The sequence below is a fragment of the Nissabacter archeti genome, assembly GCF_018257325.1.
GTDB classification, from domain to species: domain Bacteria; phylum Pseudomonadota; class Gammaproteobacteria; order Enterobacterales; family Enterobacteriaceae; genus Chimaeribacter; species Chimaeribacter arupi.
Genome location: NZ_JAERKB010000014.1, coordinates 30,569 through 51,083, shown reverse-complemented (window position 1 = coordinate 51,083; position 20,515 = coordinate 30,569). Strand labels below are relative to the sequence as shown.

General features: G+C 60.9%; 12 protein-coding genes. 6 read left to right on the top strand and 6 right to left on the bottom strand.

The features are described from left to right. The first annotated feature begins 74 nt into the window (after positions 1-74). Together ansA and pncA are read left to right on the top strand one after the other, a co-directional pair. Positions 75-1,091: an asparaginase gene (gene ansA, locus JK232_RS18550; RefSeq protein WP_072929859.1), complete on the top strand. Its 1,017-nt coding sequence runs from the start codon at positions 75-77 to the stop codon at positions 1,089-1,091. A gap of 66 nt (positions 1,092-1,157) precedes the next feature. After that, positions 1,158-1,796, top strand: a complete 639-nt coding sequence (gene pncA, locus JK232_RS18545; RefSeq protein WP_072929861.1) for a bifunctional nicotinamidase/pyrazinamidase — start codon at positions 1,158-1,160, stop codon at positions 1,794-1,796. A gap of 80 nt (positions 1,797-1,876) precedes the next feature. On the opposite strand, the gene JK232_RS18540 is transcribed toward pncA, so the two are convergent. Further along, positions 1,877-2,152: a YeaC family protein gene (locus JK232_RS18540; protein ID WP_072929863.1), complete on the bottom strand. Its 276-nt coding sequence runs from the start codon at positions 2,150-2,152 to the stop codon at positions 1,877-1,879. Between the two features lie 70 nt (positions 2,153-2,222). Beyond that, positions 2,223-2,636, bottom strand: coding sequence for a peptide-methionine (R)-S-oxide reductase MsrB (gene msrB, locus JK232_RS18535; protein ID WP_072929865.1), 414 nt, complete (start codon positions 2,634-2,636; stop codon positions 2,223-2,225). Between the two features lie 347 nt (positions 2,637-2,983). Here msrB and gapA point away from each other — a divergent pair, with 347 nt between their 5' ends. Together gapA and JK232_RS18525 are read left to right on the top strand one after the other, a co-directional pair. Continuing rightward, positions 2,984-3,979: a glyceraldehyde-3-phosphate dehydrogenase gene (gene gapA / locus JK232_RS18530; RefSeq protein WP_072929868.1), complete on the top strand. Its 996-nt coding sequence runs from the start codon at positions 2,984-2,986 to the stop codon at positions 3,977-3,979. Positions 3,980-4,079: 100 nt separating this feature from the next. After that, positions 4,080-4,961 (top strand): D-hexose-6-phosphate mutarotase, encoded by an 882-nt coding sequence (locus JK232_RS18525; RefSeq protein ID WP_101828441.1) that lies wholly within the window; start codon positions 4,080-4,082, stop codon positions 4,959-4,961. A gap of 62 nt (positions 4,962-5,023) precedes the next feature. Here the strand turns inward: JK232_RS18525 and JK232_RS18520 are convergent, their stop codons facing one another. Beyond that, entirely contained in the window at positions 5,024-5,875 is an 852-nt protein-coding gene (locus JK232_RS18520) for an aldo/keto reductase (protein ID WP_072929872.1), read from the bottom strand. 124 nt (positions 5,876-5,999) lie between these two features. Next, on the bottom strand, positions 6,000-6,713 hold the full coding sequence (locus JK232_RS18515; protein ID WP_072929874.1) for a MipA/OmpV family protein: 714 nt from the start codon (positions 6,711-6,713) through the stop codon (positions 6,000-6,002). A 642-nt stretch (positions 6,714-7,355) separates the two neighbouring features. Between JK232_RS18515 and yeaG the strand changes: the two genes are divergently transcribed. Together yeaG and JK232_RS18505 are read left to right on the top strand one after the other, a co-directional pair. Next, positions 7,356-9,290: a protein kinase YeaG gene (yeaG, locus tag JK232_RS18510; protein ID WP_072929876.1), complete on the top strand. Its 1,935-nt coding sequence runs from the start codon at positions 7,356-7,358 to the stop codon at positions 9,288-9,290. A 53-nt stretch (positions 9,291-9,343) separates the two neighbouring features. Then, positions 9,344-10,621 (top strand): YeaH/YhbH family protein, encoded by a 1,278-nt coding sequence (locus tag JK232_RS18505; RefSeq protein WP_072929878.1) that lies wholly within the window; start codon positions 9,344-9,346, stop codon positions 10,619-10,621. Positions 10,622-10,791: 170 nt separating this feature from the next. Here the strand turns inward: JK232_RS18505 and JK232_RS18500 are convergent, their stop codons facing one another. Both JK232_RS18500 and JK232_RS18495 read right to left on the bottom strand, forming a co-directional pair. After that, positions 10,792-11,559, bottom strand: coding sequence for a DUF481 domain-containing protein (locus JK232_RS18500; protein ID WP_072930056.1), 768 nt, complete (start codon positions 11,557-11,559; stop codon positions 10,792-10,794). Positions 11,560-11,880: 321 nt separating this feature from the next. Further along, the gene (locus JK232_RS18495; protein ID WP_212589565.1) at positions 11,881-20,457 is read right to left on the bottom strand and encodes a glycoside hydrolase family 94 protein; all 8,577 of its coding nucleotides are present in this window, start codon (positions 20,455-20,457) and stop codon (positions 11,881-11,883) included. Positions 20,458-20,515 lie beyond the last annotated feature (58 nt).

Here is a 20,515-nt window from a genome sequence, read left to right as displayed (position 1 = left end):
GCAACCGGGCTTTTTTTCGCAGCCCGGTTCCCTATACTTGGGTTCATTCCCGTAAGCGTAATAAAGATTGCCCTATGAATAAAAAATCGATTTACGTCGCCTATACCGGCGGCACCATTGGTATGCAGCGCTCTGAACAGGGCTATATCCCGGTCTCCGGCCACCTGCAACGGCTGCTGGCCGCGATGCCGGAGTTCCACCGCCCGGAAATGCCGGATTTCACCATCCAGGAGTATGCGCCGCTGATGGACTCCTCCGACATGACGCCGGAAGACTGGCAGCATATCGCCGATGACATCCGCGCCCATTACGATGAGTATGACGGCTTCGTGATCCTGCACGGCACCGACACCATGGCGTTCACCGCCTCCGCGCTCTCATTTATGCTGGAGAACCTGGACAAGCCGGTGATTGTCACCGGTTCGCAGATCCCGCTGGAAGCGCTGCGCTCTGACGGCCAGCCCAACCTGCTGAACTCGCTCTATCTGGCCGCCAACTACCCGGTCAAAGAGGTCTGCCTGTTCTTCAATAACAAGCTCTACCGCGGCAACCGCAGCACCAAAGCCCATGCTGACGGCTTTGACGCCTTCGCCTCGCCGAACCTGCCGCCGCTGCTGGAAGCGGGCATCCATATCCGCCGTTTGCCGACGCCGTCACTGCCGGTGCCGACCGCCCCGCTGGTGGTCCACCGCATCACGCCGCAACCGGTGGGCGTGCTGACCCTCTACCCCGGCATTTCCGGCGAGGTGGTCGGCAACTTCCTGCGCCAGCCGGTGAAAGCGCTGATCCTGCGCTCTTACGGCGTCGGCAACGCGCCGCAGAAACCGGCCCTGCTGGAAGCGCTGCGCCAGGCGTCTGAGCGCGGTATTGTGGTGGTCAACCTGACCCAGTGCATCTCCGGCCGGGTCGATATGGGCGGCTACGCCACCGGCAACGCGCTGGCCCACGCCGGGGTGATCAGCGGCTTTGATATGACGGTGGAGGCGGCGCTGACCAAGCTGCACTTCCTGCTGAGCCTGTCGCTTTCTGCCGATGAAATCCGCGTGCAGATGCAACAGAACCTGCGCGGTGAACTCACCGATATGCCGTAACCCCTGTTACCGGGGCAGAGGCTGCCCCGGCCCCTTTCCGCTGTGCTGAATCATCAAGGAGAGCCCATGAGTACCGCCCTGTTACTGATTGACTTACAAAATGACTTCTGCCCCGGTGGCGCGCTGGCCGTCCAGGAAGGCGATCAGGTGATCGCCGTGGCCAATCAGGCGATCGCCGTGTGCCGCCGCCGCGGCTGGCCGGTCGTCGCGAGCCAGGACTGGCACCCCGCCGCCCATCGCAGTTTTGCCGTGAATTCCGGCCAGGCACCGGGCACGCTGGGCGAACTGAACGGCCTGCCGCAGGTGTGGTGGCCGGTGCACTGTGTGCAGGAGCAGCCGGGTGCCGCATTCCACCCGGATCTGGCGCAGGACGGCATTGATGAGGTGTTCCGCAAAGGGCAAAACCCGGACGTTGACAGCTACAGCGCCTTCTTTGATAACGGCCGCCGCACTGAGACGGAGCTCGACAGCTGGCTGAAAGGGCGCGGCATCACCACGCTGGTGGTGATGGGGCTGGCCACGGACTACTGCGTGAAATACAGCGTGCTGGATGCGCTGGCGCTGGGCTATACCACGTCAGTGATCACCGACGGGTGCCGCGGGGTGAATTTGCAGGAAGATGACAGCCTGGCCGCGTTTGAAGAGATGCAGCAGCATGGCGCACACCTGATCGCCCTGAAGACCTTTGAAATGGGCGCACACTGAGCCACTGCCGGACGCAATAAAAAAGCGCGCCCTTTCCGGTCGCGCTTTTTTTATGTCAGCCTGCTTCAGCAACCCACAGATTACTGCGGCTTCAGGGTCACCAGCGGCGAGGTAATGCCGAATTCCTGCTTCAGCTCCTGCTTGCTTTTCATCACCATCTGGCCCTGGGTATTGATGGTCATATGCTGGGCGTCATGGTTGTGACGCGCCTGATAGAGCATGACTGCCTGTAAACTGTGCGCTTTTTGTGCCTCGGTCAGGGCCACGCCGTCCGGCCATTTGCCGGTCTCCACCGCCTGCTGCAGACGCTGGTAAATTTCCGGGGTCATTACCGCGATCAGCTCATCTATTTCCACAGGATTATTCCTCTTTTTGCTGCGCCAATGAATAATTTGCTGAATCGATTCTATAACCGCAATTTATCAATTAACCTGCGGTTTTTTCGCCGTTTTCACCGTCAATAAAGCTGAGTGAGGCAGAATTGACACAATAGCGCTCACCGGTGGGTTGCGGGCCGTCCGGAAAAACGTGGCCGAGGTGGGCATCACACTGCGCACAACGGATTTCTATCCGGTGCATATTGTGGGAGTAATCATCAATATATTTTATTGAATCATCCCGCACCGGCTCGTAAAAACTCGGCCAGCCACAACCGGAATCATATTTGGAATCGGAGTAAAACAGCGGGGCATTACAGCACAGGCAGTGGTAAATCCCTTCGCGTTTATTGTGCAGCAATTTACCGGTGTAAGGGGCCTCGGTGCCGCGCTCCTGGGTGACGTAGCGCTGTATCTCGTTGAGTTGTACAGGATTTTCTGCGCGTTCAATCTCTTTCGTCATGGTCATGGGTCTCGCGTTGGCGACGTTACAAAATAAATAACGTTTAATTATAACAAAAAATTAACAACCATGCGGATTATTTTGGCCTAAACTTGATGCCATAAAGGCCGCGCTTGACTATTGTGTGACAGCGATCACATATATAGCCCAAGTGGGGTTTAGACAGGGGTTCACCGCCCCCATGTGACCAGAGAGACGGCAGAAAACGGAATGGGTAATAAGCGTACAATTGGTGTTGGCAGCTTTGACTTATAGCAACAATTGACACGATTCCGCTTGACGCTTGATAAGGTTTTTGTAATTTTACAACCAACCTTTTATTCACTAACAAATAGCTGGTGGAATATATGACTATCAAAGTAGGTATCAACGGTTTTGGCCGTATCGGCCGCATTGTTTTCCGTGCTGCTCAGGAACGTTCTGATGTTGAGATCGTCGCAATCAACGACCTGTTGGATGCAGAGTACATGGCTTACATGCTGAAGTATGACTCTACTCATGGTCGTTTCAACGGGACTGTAGAAGTAAAAGACGGTCACCTGGTTGTGAACGGCAAAACCATTCGTTGTACCTCTGAAAAAGATCCGGCTAACCTGAAGTGGGACGAAGTCAACGTCGACGTGGTGGCTGAAGCGACCGGTATCTTCCTGACTGACGAAACCGCGCGTAAACACATCACCGCCGGTGCCAAGAAAGTCGTGCTGACCGGCCCGTCCAAAGACAACACCCCGATGTTCGTGATGGGCGTGAACCACAAGTCTTACGAAGGTCAGGACATCGTTTCCAACGCATCCTGCACCACCAACTGCCTGGCACCGCTGGCGAAAGTCATCAACGACAACTTCGGTATCGTTGAAGCGCTGATGACCACCGTTCACGCGACCACCGCCACCCAGAAAACCGTTGACGGCCCGTCCCACAAAGACTGGCGCGGCGGCCGCGGCGCATCTCAGAACATCATCCCATCCTCTACCGGTGCAGCTAAAGCGGTAGGTAAAGTGATCCCTGAGCTGAACGGCAAACTGACCGGTATGGCGTTCCGCGTTCCGACCACCAACGTGTCTGTGGTTGACCTTACTGCCCGTCTGGAAAAACCAGCGACCTATCAGCAAATCTGTGACGCGATCAAAGCGGCTGCAGAAGGCGAGCTGAAAGGCGTTCTGGGTTACACCGAAGACGAAGTGGTGTCCACTGACTTCAACGGCGAAAAACTGACTTCCGTGTTCGACGCGAAAGCCGGTATCGCCCTGAACGACAACTTTGTGAAACTGGTTTCCTGGTACGACAACGAAACCGGCTACTCCAACAAAGTTCTGGACCTGATTGCCCACATCTCTAAATAAGTGCGCATCAGAGCAGAGTAAGAAAAGGCGACGCTGAGTCGCCTTTTTTATTGGGTGCAGTTTCCACACCGGGCATTTTCCTGTTAAGAAGGCCACGATCATGAATGAGAATATTTTTACCCTTCCCGTGACACAACAGATTACCCCTACCCTCAGCGAACGCCAGATTGGCCAGTTACCGGTCATTGTGGTGGATCACCCGGCCTGCCGTGCCGCCATTACCCTGCAGGGCGCACACCTGCTGGCGTGGCAGCCTGCCGGGGAACAGCCGGTCATCTGGCTCAGCGGCAACACCGCGTATGACCCAGGCACCGCCATCCGCGGGGGGGTGCCGATCTGCTGGCCGTGGTTCGGCCCGGCGGGTACGCCGTCGCATGGTTTTGCGCGCAATATTCCGTGGGAATTGAGCGGCCACACTGAAAATGACGAAGGCGTGACGCTGACCTTTACCCTGACGGATAACCCGCAAACCCAGGCGCTCTGGCCGCACGCCTTTACCCTGGTGGCGCGCTTCACGCTGGGCGTGGAGTGCCATATTGAGCTGGAGTCCACCGGTGATTTCACCACCACCGCCGCCCTGCACAGCTACTTCCAGATCGGTGACATCGACACCGTGGCGGTGCGCGGGCTGGGCAGCCACTACGTGGATAAAGTGCTGGATGGCGCAAAAGGTGAGCATCAGGGCGAGCTGGTGTTTACCGGCCGTACTGACCGCGTCTATACCCAGCCACAGGCGGTCAGCACCATTGTTGACCCGACCCTGAACCGTGAGATTGAGGTTGAGCACCATCACCACAGCGATGTGATCGCCTGGAACCCCGGTGTGGCGCTCTCCACCAGCATGGGTGACATGACGGATGACGGCTATAAAACCATGGTTTGTGTTGAAACCGGCTGCGTCAGCACGCCGCAGGTCAGCAAACCGGGTGCACCGGCACGCCTTGCCACCACGCTGCGGGTACGCGCCCTGAATCAGGCGTAATGGCGTTATTGATAAGCCTTACACCCGTTTGAAAAAAGGAGCCGCCCGGCTCCTTTTTTATGTCACACGATATCCAAAGGCTGTTTGCGCGACGGCGGCGGAAACGCCTGATCGAGCGCCGCCAGGTCATCCGGCGAGAGCGTCAGCGTCAATGCGCGCGCATTCTGCGCCACATGCTGCGGATGCACCGCTTTGGGAATCGCAATCACCCCGCCGCTGCGGGTCACCCATGCCAGCGCAATCTCCGCATTGCTGACGCCATGTTCAGCGGCCAGCCGGGCGACAGTGCTGTCGTCGAGCAGGTGATGCCGCAGTTTTCCGGCCTGGGCCAGCGGGCAGTACGCCATCACCGGCAGGGCGTGCGCCCGGCACCACGGCAGCAGGTCATATTCAATCCCGCGTGAGGCCGCATGGTAAAGCACCTGATTGGTCTGGCACTGGTCGCCGCCCGGCAGTTGCCATAACTCCTCCATGTCGGCGGTATCGAGATTAGAGACGCCCCAGCGCGCAATTTTGCCGCTGCGTTGCAGGGTTTCCATCGCCTCAATGGTCTCATCCAGCCCAAAGCCGCCGCGCCAGTGCAACAGGTAGAGATCGATCTGCTCCGTGCCCAGCCGTTTCAGGCTGTTTTCACAGGCAGTGACCGCTTTTTTGCCGCCCGCGTGGTGCGGGTAGACTTTCGACACCAGAAACACCTGGTTGCGCCGCCCGGCGATGGCCTCGCCCACCACCTGCTCTGCCCCGCCGTCGGCGTACATTTCCGCAGTATCAATCAGCGTCATGCCGGCATCCAGCCCCTGTTGCAGGGCGCGGACCTCGGCGGCACGTTGCGCCGGGTCTTCGCCCATATACCAGGTGCCCTGCCCGATAGCCGGGACGCGGGTGCCGTCCGGGAATAACACGTGCTCTGCCATAGCCTCTTCTCCATGTTCAGCGTAGTTGCCCGGCCACCGCCTGCGGCCGGTAAAAGGTGAAGCGTAGCAATAAAAAACGGGGCCTGCGCCCCGTTTGCTGTGCTGCTGAGGATGCCGTCCTGCATCAGAAGGTGTAAGTGGCCCCTGCCCAGAGCACGCCGGTCCAGGATTTATCCACCATCGGGCTGTTTTTGACTTCGTCTGCCAGGCGCACATAGCGCGCCATCGCAAAGGCATTCCACTGCGGCGCGAACTGATAGTTGGCAGAGAGTTCAGCATACGGGGCGAAACTGTCATCCGGGTGGTAGCTGTCCAGCCCGCTGCGGCGGGCTTCCGCATTGCTGACGCCGTAGTAGTAACGGTTCTGGTTTTTGCTGTTCCAGGTCACGCCTACGCCTGGGGTCAGGCTCCAGTTGTCCTGCTTGAGGCGATAGAGGTACGCGACGTCCCCTACCAGGCCGTTGCTGTTGTCCAGCACATCGCCGGAGAACAGGGTACGGATGCTGCCCCACTGCGCGTTGTAGGTGTAGCCGAGTCCGGCCATCACGGTGCTGCGGCGCTTGTTCAAACGCTCCATCTCTTCATTGTCGCTGTCATCCGGGGAGAAATGCAGCGGCGAGTAGAAAGCGTTGACACTGAGCTGGTGGGTATCATCTTTCCACAGGTAGTAACCGGCCATCAGGCTGCGGAAGAAGAAATTCTCCCCCTCGTAGTTGATTACCGGCACCGGGGTTACGCGGTCCTGTTCACTGCGGTAAGGATCAGGGCTGACCAGCGCACCGGCACCGAGGGAGAAAGTACCGGCGGTCGCCATCTGGCTGCACAAGAGGCCGGTCATCAGGGGTAACAAGGCTAAACGAGTAATTTTCACACTTCATCCATTAATGTTATCAATAAATCCTTGAGGATTTTAAGCCAAACTGAATGAGTGTGCGAACAGAGGATGCCCTTCACGGCACCCTTTACTAAAAAAACGTGATGGGCCGGTGCAAAAAAGCAGTAAAAACGGTGTCATCAGGTTGTCACCCGGCTGTTATAGCCTGCACCCTGCCGGTAAACCGGTCATCCGCAGAACGCGGTATGCCTGAAGCCCTTGTGCCGCTTGGCTTGGCCCGGATAAGCGGAACGCGGGCCTAAGAAGAATCCTAAACGGAAGCACTGCAAACCGGGTGTGATGGAGGCCGCTAAACTGGTGTCCGGGGAAAAATTTACGTAGGAAAAAATCTTTCGATTGGTCAGCGTATTTCCATAAATAAGGATGATATTACGGAGCTATTCTCTGAAACCCTGCCGCATTGCAGCTTTATTGACCATTTTTTGCTGATTTAATCGGCAACACGCCTACTTTATCGCCAGAAAAGCCACTTGCTCTTTAGCCGATAGCCGTCCATAACAATAAGGTAAGAGTTTCATTATTTTACTCAAAAAAGAGAAGCTCTTAATTTTTGTTCCCAACCAAAACAACAGGACGGGCATCGCTATGAACATATTTGACCACTACCGTCAGCGCTATGAAGCTGCCAAGGACGAAGAGTTCACACTGCAGGAATTTCTTACCATTTGCCGGCAAGATCGCAGTGCTTATGCCAACGCGGCGGAACGCCTGCTCATGGCCATCGGTGAACCAGTCATGGTAGACACCGCGCTTGAGTCACGCTTATCCCGCCTGTTCTCCAACCGTGTGATTGCGCGATACCCGGCGTTTGAAGAGTTCTACGGAATGGAAGAGGCGATTGAGCAAATCGTTTCTTACCTCAAACACGCCGCACAGGGTCTGGAAGAGAAAAAACAGATCCTCTACTTATTGGGGCCGGTGGGTGGCGGTAAATCGTCACTGGCTGAGCGTCTGAAAGCGTTGATGCAACGGGTTCCTATTTATGCGCTCAGTGCCAATGGCGAGCGCAGCCCGGTCAACGACCATCCCCTGTGTCTGTTTAACCCACAGGAAGATGCCAATATTCTGGAAAAAGAGTACAACATTCCGACCCGCTACCTCGGCACCATCATGTCGCCGTGGGCCGCGAAGCGCCTGCATGAGTTTGGCGGTGACATCACCAAATTCAAGGTGGTAAAAGTCTGGCCGTCCATTCTGGAGCAGATCGCCATCGCCAAGACGGAACCGGGCGATGAGAACAACCAGGACATTTCCGCGCTGGTGGGGAAAGTGGACATCCGCAAACTGGAAAACCATGCCCAGAACGACCCTGATGCCTATGGCTATTCCGGTGCGCTCTGCCGTGCCAACCAGGGCATCATGGAGTTCGTGGAGATGTTCAAGGCGCCGATCAAGGTGCTGCACCCGTTGCTGACCGCCACCCAGGAAGGGAACTACAACGGTACGGAGGGGATCTCCGCCCTGCCGTTCAACGGCATTATCCTGGCGCACTCCAACGAATCGGAGTGGGTACAGTTCCGCAACAACAAGAACAACGAAGCCTTCCTCGACCGCGTCTATATCGTTAAGGTGCCCTACTGCCTGCGCGTCTCGGAAGAGATCAAAATCTACGACAAGCTGCTTAACCACAGTGAGCTGACCCACGCGCCGTGCGCGCCGGGCACCCTGGAGACGCTGGCACGCTTCTCGATCCTGTCGCGCCTGAAAGAGCCGGAAAACTCCAGCCTCTACTCCAAAATGCGTGTCTATGACGGCGAAAGCCTGAAAGACACCGATCCCAAAGCCAAGTCGTACCAGGAGTACCGCGACTACGCCGGGGTGGATGAAGGGATGAACGGCCTCTCGACCCGTTTCGCCTTTAAGATCCTTTCGCGGGTCTTCAACTTTGACCATGCGGAAGTGGCGGCCAACCCGGTGCACCTGTTCTATGTGCTGGAGCAGCAGATCGAACGCGAGCAGTTCCCGCAGGATCAGTCCGAGAAATACCTGGAGCATCTGAAAGGCTACCTGATCCCGAAATATGCTGAGTTCATCGGCAAAGAGATCCAGACCGCGTACCTGGAGTCCTACTCTGAGTACGGCCAGAACATCTTTGACCGCTATGTCACCTATGCTGATTTCTGGATCCAGGACCAGGAGTACCGTGACCCGGATACCGGCCAGTTGTTTGACCGCGAATCCCTCAATGCCGAACTGGAGAAAATTGAAAAACCGGCGGGCATCAGCAACCCGAAAGACTTCCGCAATGAGATCGTCAATTTTGTGCTGCGCGCCCGCGCCAACAACAGCGGCCGCAACCCGAACTGGACCAGCTATGAAAAATTGCGCACGGTTATCGAGAAAAAAATGTTCTCGAATACTGAGGAGTTACTGCCGGTTATCTCGTTCAATGCCAAAACCTCGACCGATGAGCAGAAAAAACACGATGACTTTGTCGACCGGATGATGGAGAAAGGGTATACGCGCAAACAGGTGCGTCTGCTGTGCGAATGGTATCTGCGGGTCAGGAAGTCATCATAACCGCAGCGGCCGCTTCATCGTGAAGAGGCAGGGCAACGTCGTTTGGGGGAGCTATGGGCTACTTTATTGACCGACGGCTGAACGGCAAGAACAAGAGTATGGTGAACCGCCAGCGCTTTTTACGCCGCTATAAGTCGCAAATCAAACAGTCGATTGCCGAAGCCATCAACAAGCGTTCGGTAACCGACGTGGAGAGTGGGGAGTCCGTCTCGATCCCCACGGATGATATCAACGAGCCGATGTTCCATCAGGGACGGGGTGGCCGCCGCCACCGCGTCCACCCTGGGAACGATCACTTTGTACAGAATGACCGCATCGAACGCCCGCAGGGAGGCGGGGGTGGCGGCGGCAGCGGCCAGGGCAATGCCAGCCAGGACGGCGAAGGCCAGGATGAGTTCGTTTTCCAGATCTCCAAAGATGAGTACCTCGATCTGCTGTTTGAGGATCTGGCCCTGCCGAACCTGAAGAAAAATCAGTATAAGCAGCTGAATGAATTCAAAACCCACCGTGCGGGCTTCACCTCCAACGGGGTGCCGGCCAACATCAGCGTGGTGCGTTCGTTACAGAACTCACTGGCGCGCCGCACCGCCATGACGGCCGGCAAACGCCGTGAACTGAAGGCGCTGGAATCCGATCTCAGCGAGCTGGAAAACCAGGAGCCGGTACAGCTGCTGGAGGAGGAGCGGCTGCGTAAGGAGATCGCGGAGCTGCGCCAGAAGATCGAGCGGGTGCCGTTTATCGACACCTTCGATCTGCGCTACAAAAACTACGAAAAACGGCCGGAACCCTCCAGCCAGGCAGTGATGTTCTGCCTGATGGACGTCTCCGGTTCAATGGACCAGGCCACCAAGGACATGGCAAAACGCTTTTATATCCTGCTCTATCTGTTCCTGAGCCGGACGTATAAAAACGTGGATGTGGTTTACATCCGCCACCATACCCAGGCCAAAGAGGTGGATGAACAGGAGTTCTTCTACTCACAGGAAACCGGCGGCACCATTGTCTCCAGCGCCCTGAAACTCATGGATGATGTGGTGCAGGAGCGTTACGACCCGGCCCAGTGGAATATCTATGCGGCGCAGGCGTCAGACGGCGATAACTGGGCCGATGACTCCCCGCTCTGCCATGAATTGCTGGCGAAGAAAATATTGCCGATGGTGCGTTATTACAGCTATATCGAAATAACCCGCCGCGCCCACCAGACGTTATGGCGGGAATATGAGGCATTGCAGGCGAAGTTTGATAATTTCGCCATGCAGCACATCCGTGAGCAGTCCGATATTTACCCGGTGTTCCGTGAATTGTTCCACCGCCAGACGGTCGATAATTGATTTTTACCGCCCGGCCAACGGGTTAGCCATTAAAAACCGGCGCACAAACGCCGGTTTTTTTATTTTTTGCGGGCCATCCGGCGGCGGCTATTTTGCTGAATGGCGGTGAGCGGCCATAAAAAAACCGCCGGTGTTGCGCGGCGGTTTGTCCGGTCATCCCCTGACGGGCATTACAGGTTATACACCAGCGATACCGTGGTGGTGGTGTCGGTTTTTTCCGGGGCGCTGGCCGGCGGCTCGGTGTTGTAGGTGACGTTATACGCCAGCTTCAGCGCGAACGATTTGTTGATCGCCACGTTCAGCGCCGTTTCGGAGTTGAAGGTGGTTTCGTCGTTCGCCAGCACTGACAGGGCCTGGGTGAACTTGGCGTTGTCAGAGAGCTGGTAGTCATAAGTCAGCGCGCCGTAGGCCAGTGCACGGGTCTGGTTGCCGCCCTGCTGGAATTCGTCATGGCGCACACCCGGACCGGCTTCCATACGCAGCGTATGGATCGGGCCGTTCAGGATCTGGCGGCCGTAACCCAGGGTCGCCACACTGCGGGAACGGTAGCCGTTGTAACGGTCGCTCAGCCAGCTCGCCTGGCCAAACAGGTAGTTGTCGGCGGACAGGTTATAGCGGGTACGGCCGCCAATCTGGTATTTCTCGGAGGAGCGCTCATCATTGGAGGAGGCGTTACGCGCCGAACCCCACAGGCTGTAGGCGGTGTCCGGGTGGAACCAGGTCATGGTGGTGTCCGCACTGAGCACGGAGTTTTTGGTGTTGCCGGTCTGGGCGCTGTAGCCCGCCTGCACGTTGCCTTCAAAGCTCTTTTTCGCGGTGGAGGGATCGTCCAGCGCCGTAAAGAGTGTGTTGTCCGCAAAGCTGTTAACGCTGAACAGTGTGGCACCACACACTAAGGCGTAGCGTGGTAATGCACGTAAAACCCGACTGGCAATCATGTCTTCCCCAATAAAAAAACGCAGTATCAAAATATATTTGCAGGCCCGGCCTGCGCGGCGCGTATTTTCAAATTTTCGCCCCGATAAAGTCAATGGCGGAATATAGCGCAGATTAGACCGAATAATGTAAATAACGGTTCTTTTTAGATTAATCTTAATTAACCGCCTTTTCCTGGGCCAAATTTGACTTAATTTTTACACGCCCTGCTCTTGACTGGTTAAATAACAAACACACTTACCGGTTGCCTGCCCAATAATAAAGGGCAGCGGGACGATATTCCCCCTGCCCTTTCTACGGTAATTCACGCCTGCCTTAGCGGGTTACAGAAAAACCTCCACCTGGTGATCGCCGTCAGTCAGCGGGATCAGCAGTTTTTCTCCGGCGGGCCAGGCCAGCAGCCCCCCATCCAGCGTGGCATGGTGCTGCCCATGCCGCTGGTTATGCAGCGTGATCCGGCAATGCCGCCCGCCAAGCATCACCATCAGCGTGACCCCCGGCCAGGCCACGGGCAGGCAAGGGGCGAGAACCAGCGTATCCCCTGCCCGCGTCAGCCCGAGAATGCCCTCCAGCCCCGCCCGGTACATCCAGCCTGCCGAGCCGGTATACCATGTCCAGCCGCCCCGCCCCTGATGCGGTGCCACCGAGTACACATCGGCCGCCATCACATACGGCTCGGTCTGATAGGTAGCGACCTGTTGCGCGGTGGCGCTGTGGTGGATCGGGTTAAGCAGGGAGAACAGGGAGACCGCGCGCTGGCTGTCGCCCAGCGCCGCATAAGCCAGGATATTCCACATTGCGGCGTGGGTATATTGCCCGCCATTTTCCCGCAGGCCGGGCGGATACCCTTTGATGTAACCGGGGTCGTGCGCCGTCTGGTCAAACGGCGGGGTAAACAGCAATGACAGGCCCGCATCCGGCAGGATCAGCTGTTGCGACAGCGACGCCATCGCGCGGCGCATCCGCGCCGGGTCAGCCTTGCCGGAGAGCACCGCCCAGCTCTGGGCAATGGCATCGATGCGGCACTCCTCACTCTGCCGGCTGCCCAGCCAGGTGCCGTCATCAAAGGTGGCACGGCGGTACCACTCGCCGTCCCAGGCATGGGTTTCAATCGCCTGCAGCACCGCCTGCGCATGGGCCTCCCAACGCGCCACGCGCGGGGCATCGTAACGGCGGGCATAAGGCGCAAACAGCGCGACAGCCCGGATAAACAGCCACCCCAGCCAGACGCTCTCCCCTTTGCCCTGCTCGCCCACGCGGTTCATGCCGTCGTTCCAGTCACCGGTGCCGATCAGCGGCAGGCCGTGTTGGCCGGTCAGCGTGATGCACTGGTCCAGCCCGCGGGCGCAATGTTCAAACAGCGACGCCTGTTCAGCCGAGAGGCCGGGTTGCAGGAAGGCGTCATGCTGGCCCTCCGCCAGCGGCGGCCCGTCGAGGAACGGCAGGCGTTCATCCAGGATCGCCTCATCCTGCGTCACGCCCAGATAGGTGGCGGTGGCAAAGGCCAGCCAGACCCGGTCATCAGAGATGCGGGTGCGCACCCCCTGGCCGGAATGCGGCAGCCACCAGTGCTGCACATCCCCTTCCGGGAACTGCCGCCCGGCCGCGCGCAGAATGTGCGACCGGGTCTCCTGCGGCCGTGTCAGGGTCAGCGCCATGCCGTCCTGCAACTGGTCGCGGAAGCCGTAGGCCCCGCTGGTCTGGTAGAAGCCGCAGCGTGCCTGGATGCGGCAGGCACGCGTCTGGTAGAGCAGCCAGCCGTTGAGCAGAATATCCATGGCCCGGTCGGGGGTCTGCACATGCACAGCCTGGGTGACCTCCAGCCAGTGTGCGGTGACCTCCCGCAGTACCGCATCCAGATCGGTTTTCCGGTAATAGGCAATCAGCCGCTGGGCGTCCTCCTCATTGCTGCCCTGGCCGAGCAGGAACACCACCTCCGCACTGCCGCCCGGCGGCAGATCCAGCGAGTGCTGCAAGGCACAGCAGGGATCGGTGCGCGCGCCGGTAAACCCGGAGAGCGGCGTGCCGCTGATTAACGCCAGCGGCTCACCGGTATGGCCGTTCCGGCCGAGAAACTCCCGGCGGCTGGCGGTCGAGGCCTCTGCCGGTTCACGCAGGCAGCCGAATGCCACCCGGCCGGGGAACTGCATCCCCCACAGGTTGCGGGCGCGGATGGCCCCGCTGTGGGCATCCCGGTCGGTTATCACAAACGGCGCGGTGGCCCCCCGCTGGCTGCCCAGCACCCATTCCGCATAAGCCGTGACCTGGATGACACGCCGCCGCTGGCTGAGGTTGCGCACCGTCAGCCGCGAAATTTTCACCGCATCCGCCAGCGGCACATAGTGCAACAGCGTGGTTTCAATCTGGTTGGCGCGGTGGCGGAAGCTGCTGTACCCCCAGCCGTGGCGCGACTCATAACGCCCGCCGTCATCAATCGGCTGCGCGGTCGGGCTCCACAAGGCCCCGCTTTCGCGGTCAAACAGATAGAAGGCCTCGCCGGACGGATCGCAGACCGCATCGTTGCTCCAGGGGGTGAGCTGGTTATCCCGGCTGTTTTCCGCCCAGGTGTAGCCGCTGCCGCGTGCCGACACCTGGAAGCCAAAGGCGGGGTTGGCCACCACATTGATCCAGGGTAACGGCGTCATCTTGCGGCCCTCCAGCCGGCAGACGTACTCCCGCCCCTGGTTGGCAAAACCGCCGATGCCGTTGAAAAACTCCAGGGCTTCCTCCTCCGGCAGGGGATCAGGCTGGCCGTGGTACGTCCCGGTTTCTGCATACGCCTCTGTGGCAAGGGGCGGCATAAAGGCCAGCTGGCGCTCCAGCGGCCCGTTACGGGCATGCAATACCACCCGCGCCGCCGAGGCCAGCAGCGCATGGGCCGTACTGCTCATCAGATCGGCCCGCAGCGTATAGACCTGCCCCTGCACCACCGCCCCCAACCGCGGCCGTGACTGGCTGCTGCGCACCGCGGTATCAATGGCGATTTGCAGATCCTGGATATAGGAGGAGGCGCGGTCGTTGACGATCACCAGATCAACGCTCAACAACTTCAGCCGCCAGTATTCATGCGCGCGCAGCAGCTGTTTGACCTGGGCAATATCCGCCGCGTCATCAATACGCAGCAGCACGATCGGCAGATCGCCGGAGATGGCGAGCGGCCACAAGTCAGACTGCGGCCCGGCCCCGCGGATGATCTCCGCCGGCGGCGCGCCAAAGCGCGGATCGGCATACAGCAGCGGCGCGGTCAGCCGCTGGAAATCGGCCGCCTCGCTGTGTTTCACCGCCAGGTGGCGTAATTGCACCTGCGCCTGCGTCCAGGCCAGGGTTTTGGCGCGGTCAAAGGCGTGGCGGTCATGGTGCTTGTCAATCAGGCTGATCAGGGCGTCGCGGGAACCGGCGACCACCGTCCAGAACGCCACCCGCACGGTTTTCCCGGCCCCGATCCTCACCTTGCGCCGCAGGGAAAAGATCGGATCAAGCACCGTGCCGGTGGTGCCGGAGAGCGCCTGATCCGGCTGCATCGCCTGCGCCTCAAACACCGAAAAGCCGTTGCCGATAAAGCGTGCGCGGTCGCTCTCATAGCCAATCTCATGCTGCGTATCGCCCTCCACCACCACAAAATGCCCGGCCCAAATCACCGGTTCATCCGGCGTGCGGCGGCGGCGGGTGGCGATCAGCGCGCCATACTCCGGCAGGAACGCCGTCTGCACAAACATCCTGGCAAAGGCGGTATGGGCATTGTCAGTGGCGGCCTGGGTCAGCACCAGCTCCATATAGGAGGTAAAGTCCAGCTCACGCAGCCGGCGCCCGCGGTTGGTCAGGGTGATGCGCCGCACCTCACTGTCATCCTCACCGGACACCAGCATCTCCAGCCGCGACGTCAGCCGCTGCTCGTGGCGGGTAAAGGCCGCATGATCCTCCCCAAACAGCACCGCATGGTGTTTATCCAGCTGTTGCGTCCGGCGTGACGGCGTCAGCACACGCGCCGGGCGGCCGCCCTCCCGCTGCGCCTCTTCCGGGGATTGCAGGGCTGCACAGGCTGACCAGATGCGGCCGCTGCGCAGATCGCGCAGCAGGATCAGCGATCCCCAGTTGTCACGGGTGCTGTCCTCACGCCAGCGGGTGACGGCGATGTCGTGCCAGCGGCTGTAACCGCCGCCGGTGGCGGAGATCATCACCGCATAGTTACCGTTGGAGAGCAGATGGGTGACGGGTGCGCCCGGCGGCGTGCCGGTAAAGTGGCGATACGCCCCGCTCTCTTCCTCATTGCTGCCTGCGGACGCGCGCACTTCATCCGCCAGCGGCCGGACGAGTGCCGGTGCCTGCGGCAGGCGCTCCTGCAGCAGCAGCGCCACGGACTGGATGGCCGGTTCCCGGTGGAAGCGTTCCCGCATCAGCCCGTCGTGCAGCACGTTGGCCAATGCCACCAGCGTCATGCCCTGGTGGTGGGCCATGTAGTTATAGACGACGGCGACGCGCTCCCCACGCGGCAGGCGGCTCGGGGTGAAGTCGAGCGCCTCATAAAAGCCGTAGCGGCCATAAGCGCCCAGCCGCGCCATGCGCCGGTAGTTCTCCGCGGCCCCGGCCGGGTCGACCATCGACGCCAGCCCGCTGGCATAGGGGGCGATCACGGTGTTTTCCGCCAGCCCGCGTTTCAGCCCCAGCCCCGGCACGCCGAAGTTGGAGTATTGGTAAGTAAACTCGAGATCCCGTGCATTATAGGCGGATTCAGAGATGCCCCAGGGAATGCCCAGGCGGCGGCCATAGGCCTGTTGCTGGGCCACCACCAGGCGGTTTGTTTCCGCCAGCAGGCTCTCTTCCGGCGCACGCAGCACCAGTGACGGCATCAGATACTCAAACATCGACCCGGACCACGAGAGCAGCGCCGCCTGGTGCTGCAACCGCACGGTGTTGCGCCCCAGCCGGAACCAGTGGCGGGTGGCAATATCCCCCTTGGCGATGGCAAACAAACTGGCCAGCCGCGCCTCGGAGGCCAGCAGGTCATAACAACTGCCGTCTAGCTGGTTATCCGCCACGGAAAAACCGATGGACAACAGCTGGCGTTCGGGGTTGACCAGGAAACGGAAATCCATGCCATAGGCCAGATCGCGCGCCTGTTGCGCCAGGCGCAGCAAACGCGGGGCCAGCCAGCCTGGGCCGTCCTGATGGCGGCGATCGTAGTCGTGTTCCTGGAGCATGCCATGCAGCGCCCGGCAGGCAAACAGCAACGCCGGCTCCTCACCGTCCGGCGTGCCGGGGGCGGCCTGGCGCGCCGCCTGCAGCAGCGGTTCGCTTAACGGCAGCAACGCCGCCAACAGCGCCGGCCACGGCTGTGCCAGCGCCACATCGGCGCGCAGCTCCGCCAGCCGGGAATGGAACGTCTCCGCCGGGCTGCCGGCAGGCAGCGGGGCCGCCGCCAACGCCTGTTCCATTAACCGCAGGTGGTCGTCAACCGCACTGTACGGGTCCTGCACCTCATTCTGGTGGCACCAGGCCTCACAGGCTGCCGCCACCACCAGCAGATGCCCGGCCAGGTTGCCGCTGTCCACGGCGGAGACATACGCCGGTTGCAGCACCTGTAAATCACGGGTGCCGTACCAGTTAAGGAAGTGGCCGTTATGGCGCGGCATCTGCACCAGTGTGCCGAAAGTCTCTTCCAGCCGCGCAACGGTGCGCGCCAGCCCGGTCCAGCCGAAATCACGTGCGGCCAGGGTGGAGAGCAGATAGAGGCCGATATTGGTGGGTGAGGTCCGGTGGGCGATCACCGGCTTAGGCTGCTCCTGAAAATTATCCGGCGGCAGCCAGTGCTCTGCGGCCGTGACATAGGTTTCAAAGTAGCGCCAGGTCTGGCGGGCAATCAGGCGCAGCGCGTGGCGGTCAGGCGCGCTGAGGGCCTGCCGCCGGGCCTGCGCCGGTTCACGGCTGGCCCAGCAGGCCACCGCCGGGGCGGCCAGCCACAGCGCACCAAACAGCAGAACCAGCCCGCTGTTCCAGGGGGCGGTAAGACCGGCCAGCAGGCAGAGCGCCAGCGCCAGCAGGGTGCCGGGCATCATCAGCCGGTAAAAACCGGCAAAGGTGGGTGACGGGTTGGCGGCCAGTTGCGCGGCCGGCACCCACTCCAGCAGGTGTTTGCGTGACACTGTCACGCGATAAAGGGTGCGCACAATCGCATCCAGCATCCGCCAGGCATTATCCGGCAACAAACAGAGGGTCAGTAACGCCTGCTGGCAGGAGAGGCGCCCCTCCTGCTTCATTAACCGCAGGTTATCCGCTGCGGATAACGCCGGCCGGCGGCTGCGCAACAGCGCCTCCCACCACGGCGGGACAATGGAGGTTAACAGCAGGGTAGCCAGCAGCGATAAGGTCACCAGCCAGGCCGCCGCCGCCGGCAGTGTCCAGCCCGCGGCCAGGGCCAGCAGCAAGGCCGGGCTGACCAGCGAACGCCGCAGGTTGTCGGTCATCTTCCAGCGGCCGACCGCATCCAGCCCGCCCCGGCCGTCAGGCGTCTCTGCCCCGGCCGGGCCGTTACCCACCAGCCACGGCAACAACTGCCAGTCACCGCGCGTCCAGCGGTGCTGGCGGCGGGCAATCACGTCATAGCGCGCAGGCGGTGCCTCGACCAGCTCAACATCTGAGGCCAGCCCGGCGCGGGCGCACGCCCCTTCGAACAGGTCATGGCTCAGCAGGGTGTTTTCCGGGATCCGCCCGTGCAGGGCCTGCTCAAAGGCATCCACGTCATAAATGCCTTTCCCGGTGTAGGAGCCTTCGCCAAACAGATCCTGGTAAACATCGGACACGGCCGCCGCATAGGGATCAATGCCGCCCTGCCCGGAGAAAATACGCTGGTAAGGTGATCCCTCACGGCCCATCGGCAGCGCCATGGTGACGCGGGGTTGCAGGATCGCATAGCCGGAGACGAGCCAGGTGTTCCCGGCGTCCCAGCGCGGCTGGTTCAGCGGGTGGGCCATTTTGCCAATCAGTTTTTGCGCCACATCACGCGGCAGGTGGGTATCTGCGTCCAGGGTGATGACGTAGCGGACATCCGGCGGCACCCAGGGGGCCTGCCCCTCTTCTGCCATAAAATGGGTGTCTGTGGCACCGCGCAGCAGCCGGTTCAGCTCATGCAGTTTGCCGCGTTTGCGCTCCCAGCCCATCCACACCCCTTCAGCCGGGTTGTAATGGCGGCGGCGGTGCAACAACAGGAAACGCGGCCCGTGGCTGCCCGGCCCGTAACGTGCATTCAGCGCCGCCATCGCCCGGCGGGCGCCCGCCAGCAGCTCGGCATCCTGTTGGGTGGTTTCGGTCGCGGCGTCTATGCCGTCGGTAAGCAGGGCGAAAGTCAGATCGCCGGAGACACCGGTCAGGTAGTGCACTTCCAGCTGTTCAATCTGCTCATTGATGTCCTCTGCCCGCGTCAGCAGGGTCGGCACCACCACCATGCTGCGCAGCGCGGCGGGTACCCCCTGCTCCAGCGACATCGCCGGCAACGGTTTGGCGGCAAACAGGCTGTTGATCGTCCGGTTGACCAGCACCGCCGCCAGCCCGCTCAGGGGGAACAGGCTCAGCAACAGGGCCGCCCAGCCCGCCGCGCCGACACCGCCGGGCATCAGCGCGGCCAGCCCGGCCCAGAGGGCGGCGGCCCCGGCCAGGGTGACCGCCAGTTGCGCCAGCAGGTAGCCGGTCAGCCCGACCCGCCGGAAGCCGCGCTGCAGCCGCAGCGTCAGGGAAGGGGTAAAGCCGATCCGGGTTTCAAGCTGATGGCGCCCGTGGTCAATCAGGTAGTAACCCGGCTCGTTCTGCTGCGGCAAGCGCGCGTCGCCGGGCGCGGTGGCCAGCGCCACCGCCTCAGCCGCCACCTCCCCCTCCGGCCGGCCGGCACCGCGGGCCAGCTGTTCAATCGCACCGCGGTAGCGGTTGCGGGTCGGGAAATCCATCGCGGCAAACGCCCCGGCCTGCCGCAGGGTGCGGTCGACCAGGCTCACGCTCTCAAACATCACGGCCCAGTCGAGATCGGAGATCATCCGCATACTGGTTATCACATTGCGCACCGACACGTTCGATGCCCCCAGCCGCTGTTGGGCATGCAGCACCACCTCATCCGGGGTGGTGCCCTGCTGTTGCAGGCGGCGCGCCAGCCAGCTCAGCGCCGGGGTGGTTTCCGGGTCCTGGCCGCGCAGGTTTTTCACCAGTTGCGCGGCGTATATCTCCGGCAACGGGGCATTGCCCAGGGCGGCAGAGGCCGATGCCAGCGCCATCAGCGCATCCTCCTGGGTCATCAATTGGGCGGTCAGCCGGTCGGCCTCATTACGCGCCTGGCGGCCCTGGGTTATCTGTTCCGCCAGCCGCCGCAGGTTCTCAATCAACACGATACGCAGCGTGATCGCCACGGCCCACAGCTCCCCAATGGTCAGGGGTTGAACCTGCTGATAGGCATTGATAAAGCGGCGCAGGGTTTCCGGGTCAACATGGCTGTCAGTGTGCGTCACATAGGCCCAGGCCAGCCCGAAGACCCTGGGGTAACCGGTAAACGGGCCATCTGCCAGTTTCGGCAGTTGCCGGTAATAGCCGGGCGGCAGATGGCGGTGAATGTCGGTGATTTGCGCCGCGACCAGGTGGTAGTTGTCCAGCAGCCATTCCGCCGCCGGCACGACCTGACGCCCCTGCGCCAGCTCTTGTGCACTGGACCGGTACGCCGACAGCAGGATGGCGGCGTTCTGGTCGAGCCGGGCCTGTAATGACCTGACGGACGGCGGGCGGGCGGCCACCGGCTGCGCGGCGGCCAGCGAGGCGGCGTGCTGCTCCAGCCGTTCAATGCCGAACATCTCGCCGCGCACCGGACGGAGATCGTCCCAGGGCCCGCGGCTTTCGCGGCCGGCGAACAGTAATCCGGATAACATCATACTTTCTCCTTTCAGGATGCGCCGGGCCGTAACCACAGGCCGGGAAAAGACGCGCGCC

Coding starts and splice junctions, on each gene's coding strand:
- JK232_RS18520 (WP_072929872.1), bottom strand. CDS start 5,875: ATGGCAGAGCACGTGTTATTCCCGGACGGCACCCGCGTCCCGGCTATC.
- msrB (WP_072929865.1), bottom strand. CDS start 2,636: ATGACGAAAGAGATTGAACGCGCAGAAAATCCTGTACAACTCAACGAG.
- gapA (WP_072929868.1), top strand. CDS start 2,984: ATGACTATCAAAGTAGGTATCAACGGTTTTGGCCGTATCGGCCGCATT.
- JK232_RS18505 (WP_072929878.1), top strand. CDS start 9,344: ATGGGCTACTTTATTGACCGACGGCTGAACGGCAAGAACAAGAGTATG.
- pncA (WP_072929861.1), top strand. CDS start 1,158: ATGAGTACCGCCCTGTTACTGATTGACTTACAAAATGACTTCTGCCCC.
- JK232_RS18515 (WP_072929874.1), bottom strand. CDS start 6,713: ATGACCGGCCTCTTGTGCAGCCAGATGGCGACCGCCGGTACTTTCTCC.
- yeaG (WP_072929876.1), top strand. CDS start 7,356: ATGAACATATTTGACCACTACCGTCAGCGCTATGAAGCTGCCAAGGAC.
- JK232_RS18500 (WP_072930056.1), bottom strand. CDS start 11,559: ATGATTGCCAGTCGGGTTTTACGTGCATTACCACGCTACGCCTTAGTG.
- JK232_RS18525 (WP_101828441.1), top strand. CDS start 4,080: ATGAATGAGAATATTTTTACCCTTCCCGTGACACAACAGATTACCCCT.
- JK232_RS18495 (WP_212589565.1), bottom strand. CDS start 20,457: ATGATGTTATCCGGATTACTGTTCGCCGGCCGCGAAAGCCGCGGGCCC.
- ansA (WP_072929859.1), top strand. CDS start 75: ATGAATAAAAAATCGATTTACGTCGCCTATACCGGCGGCACCATTGGT.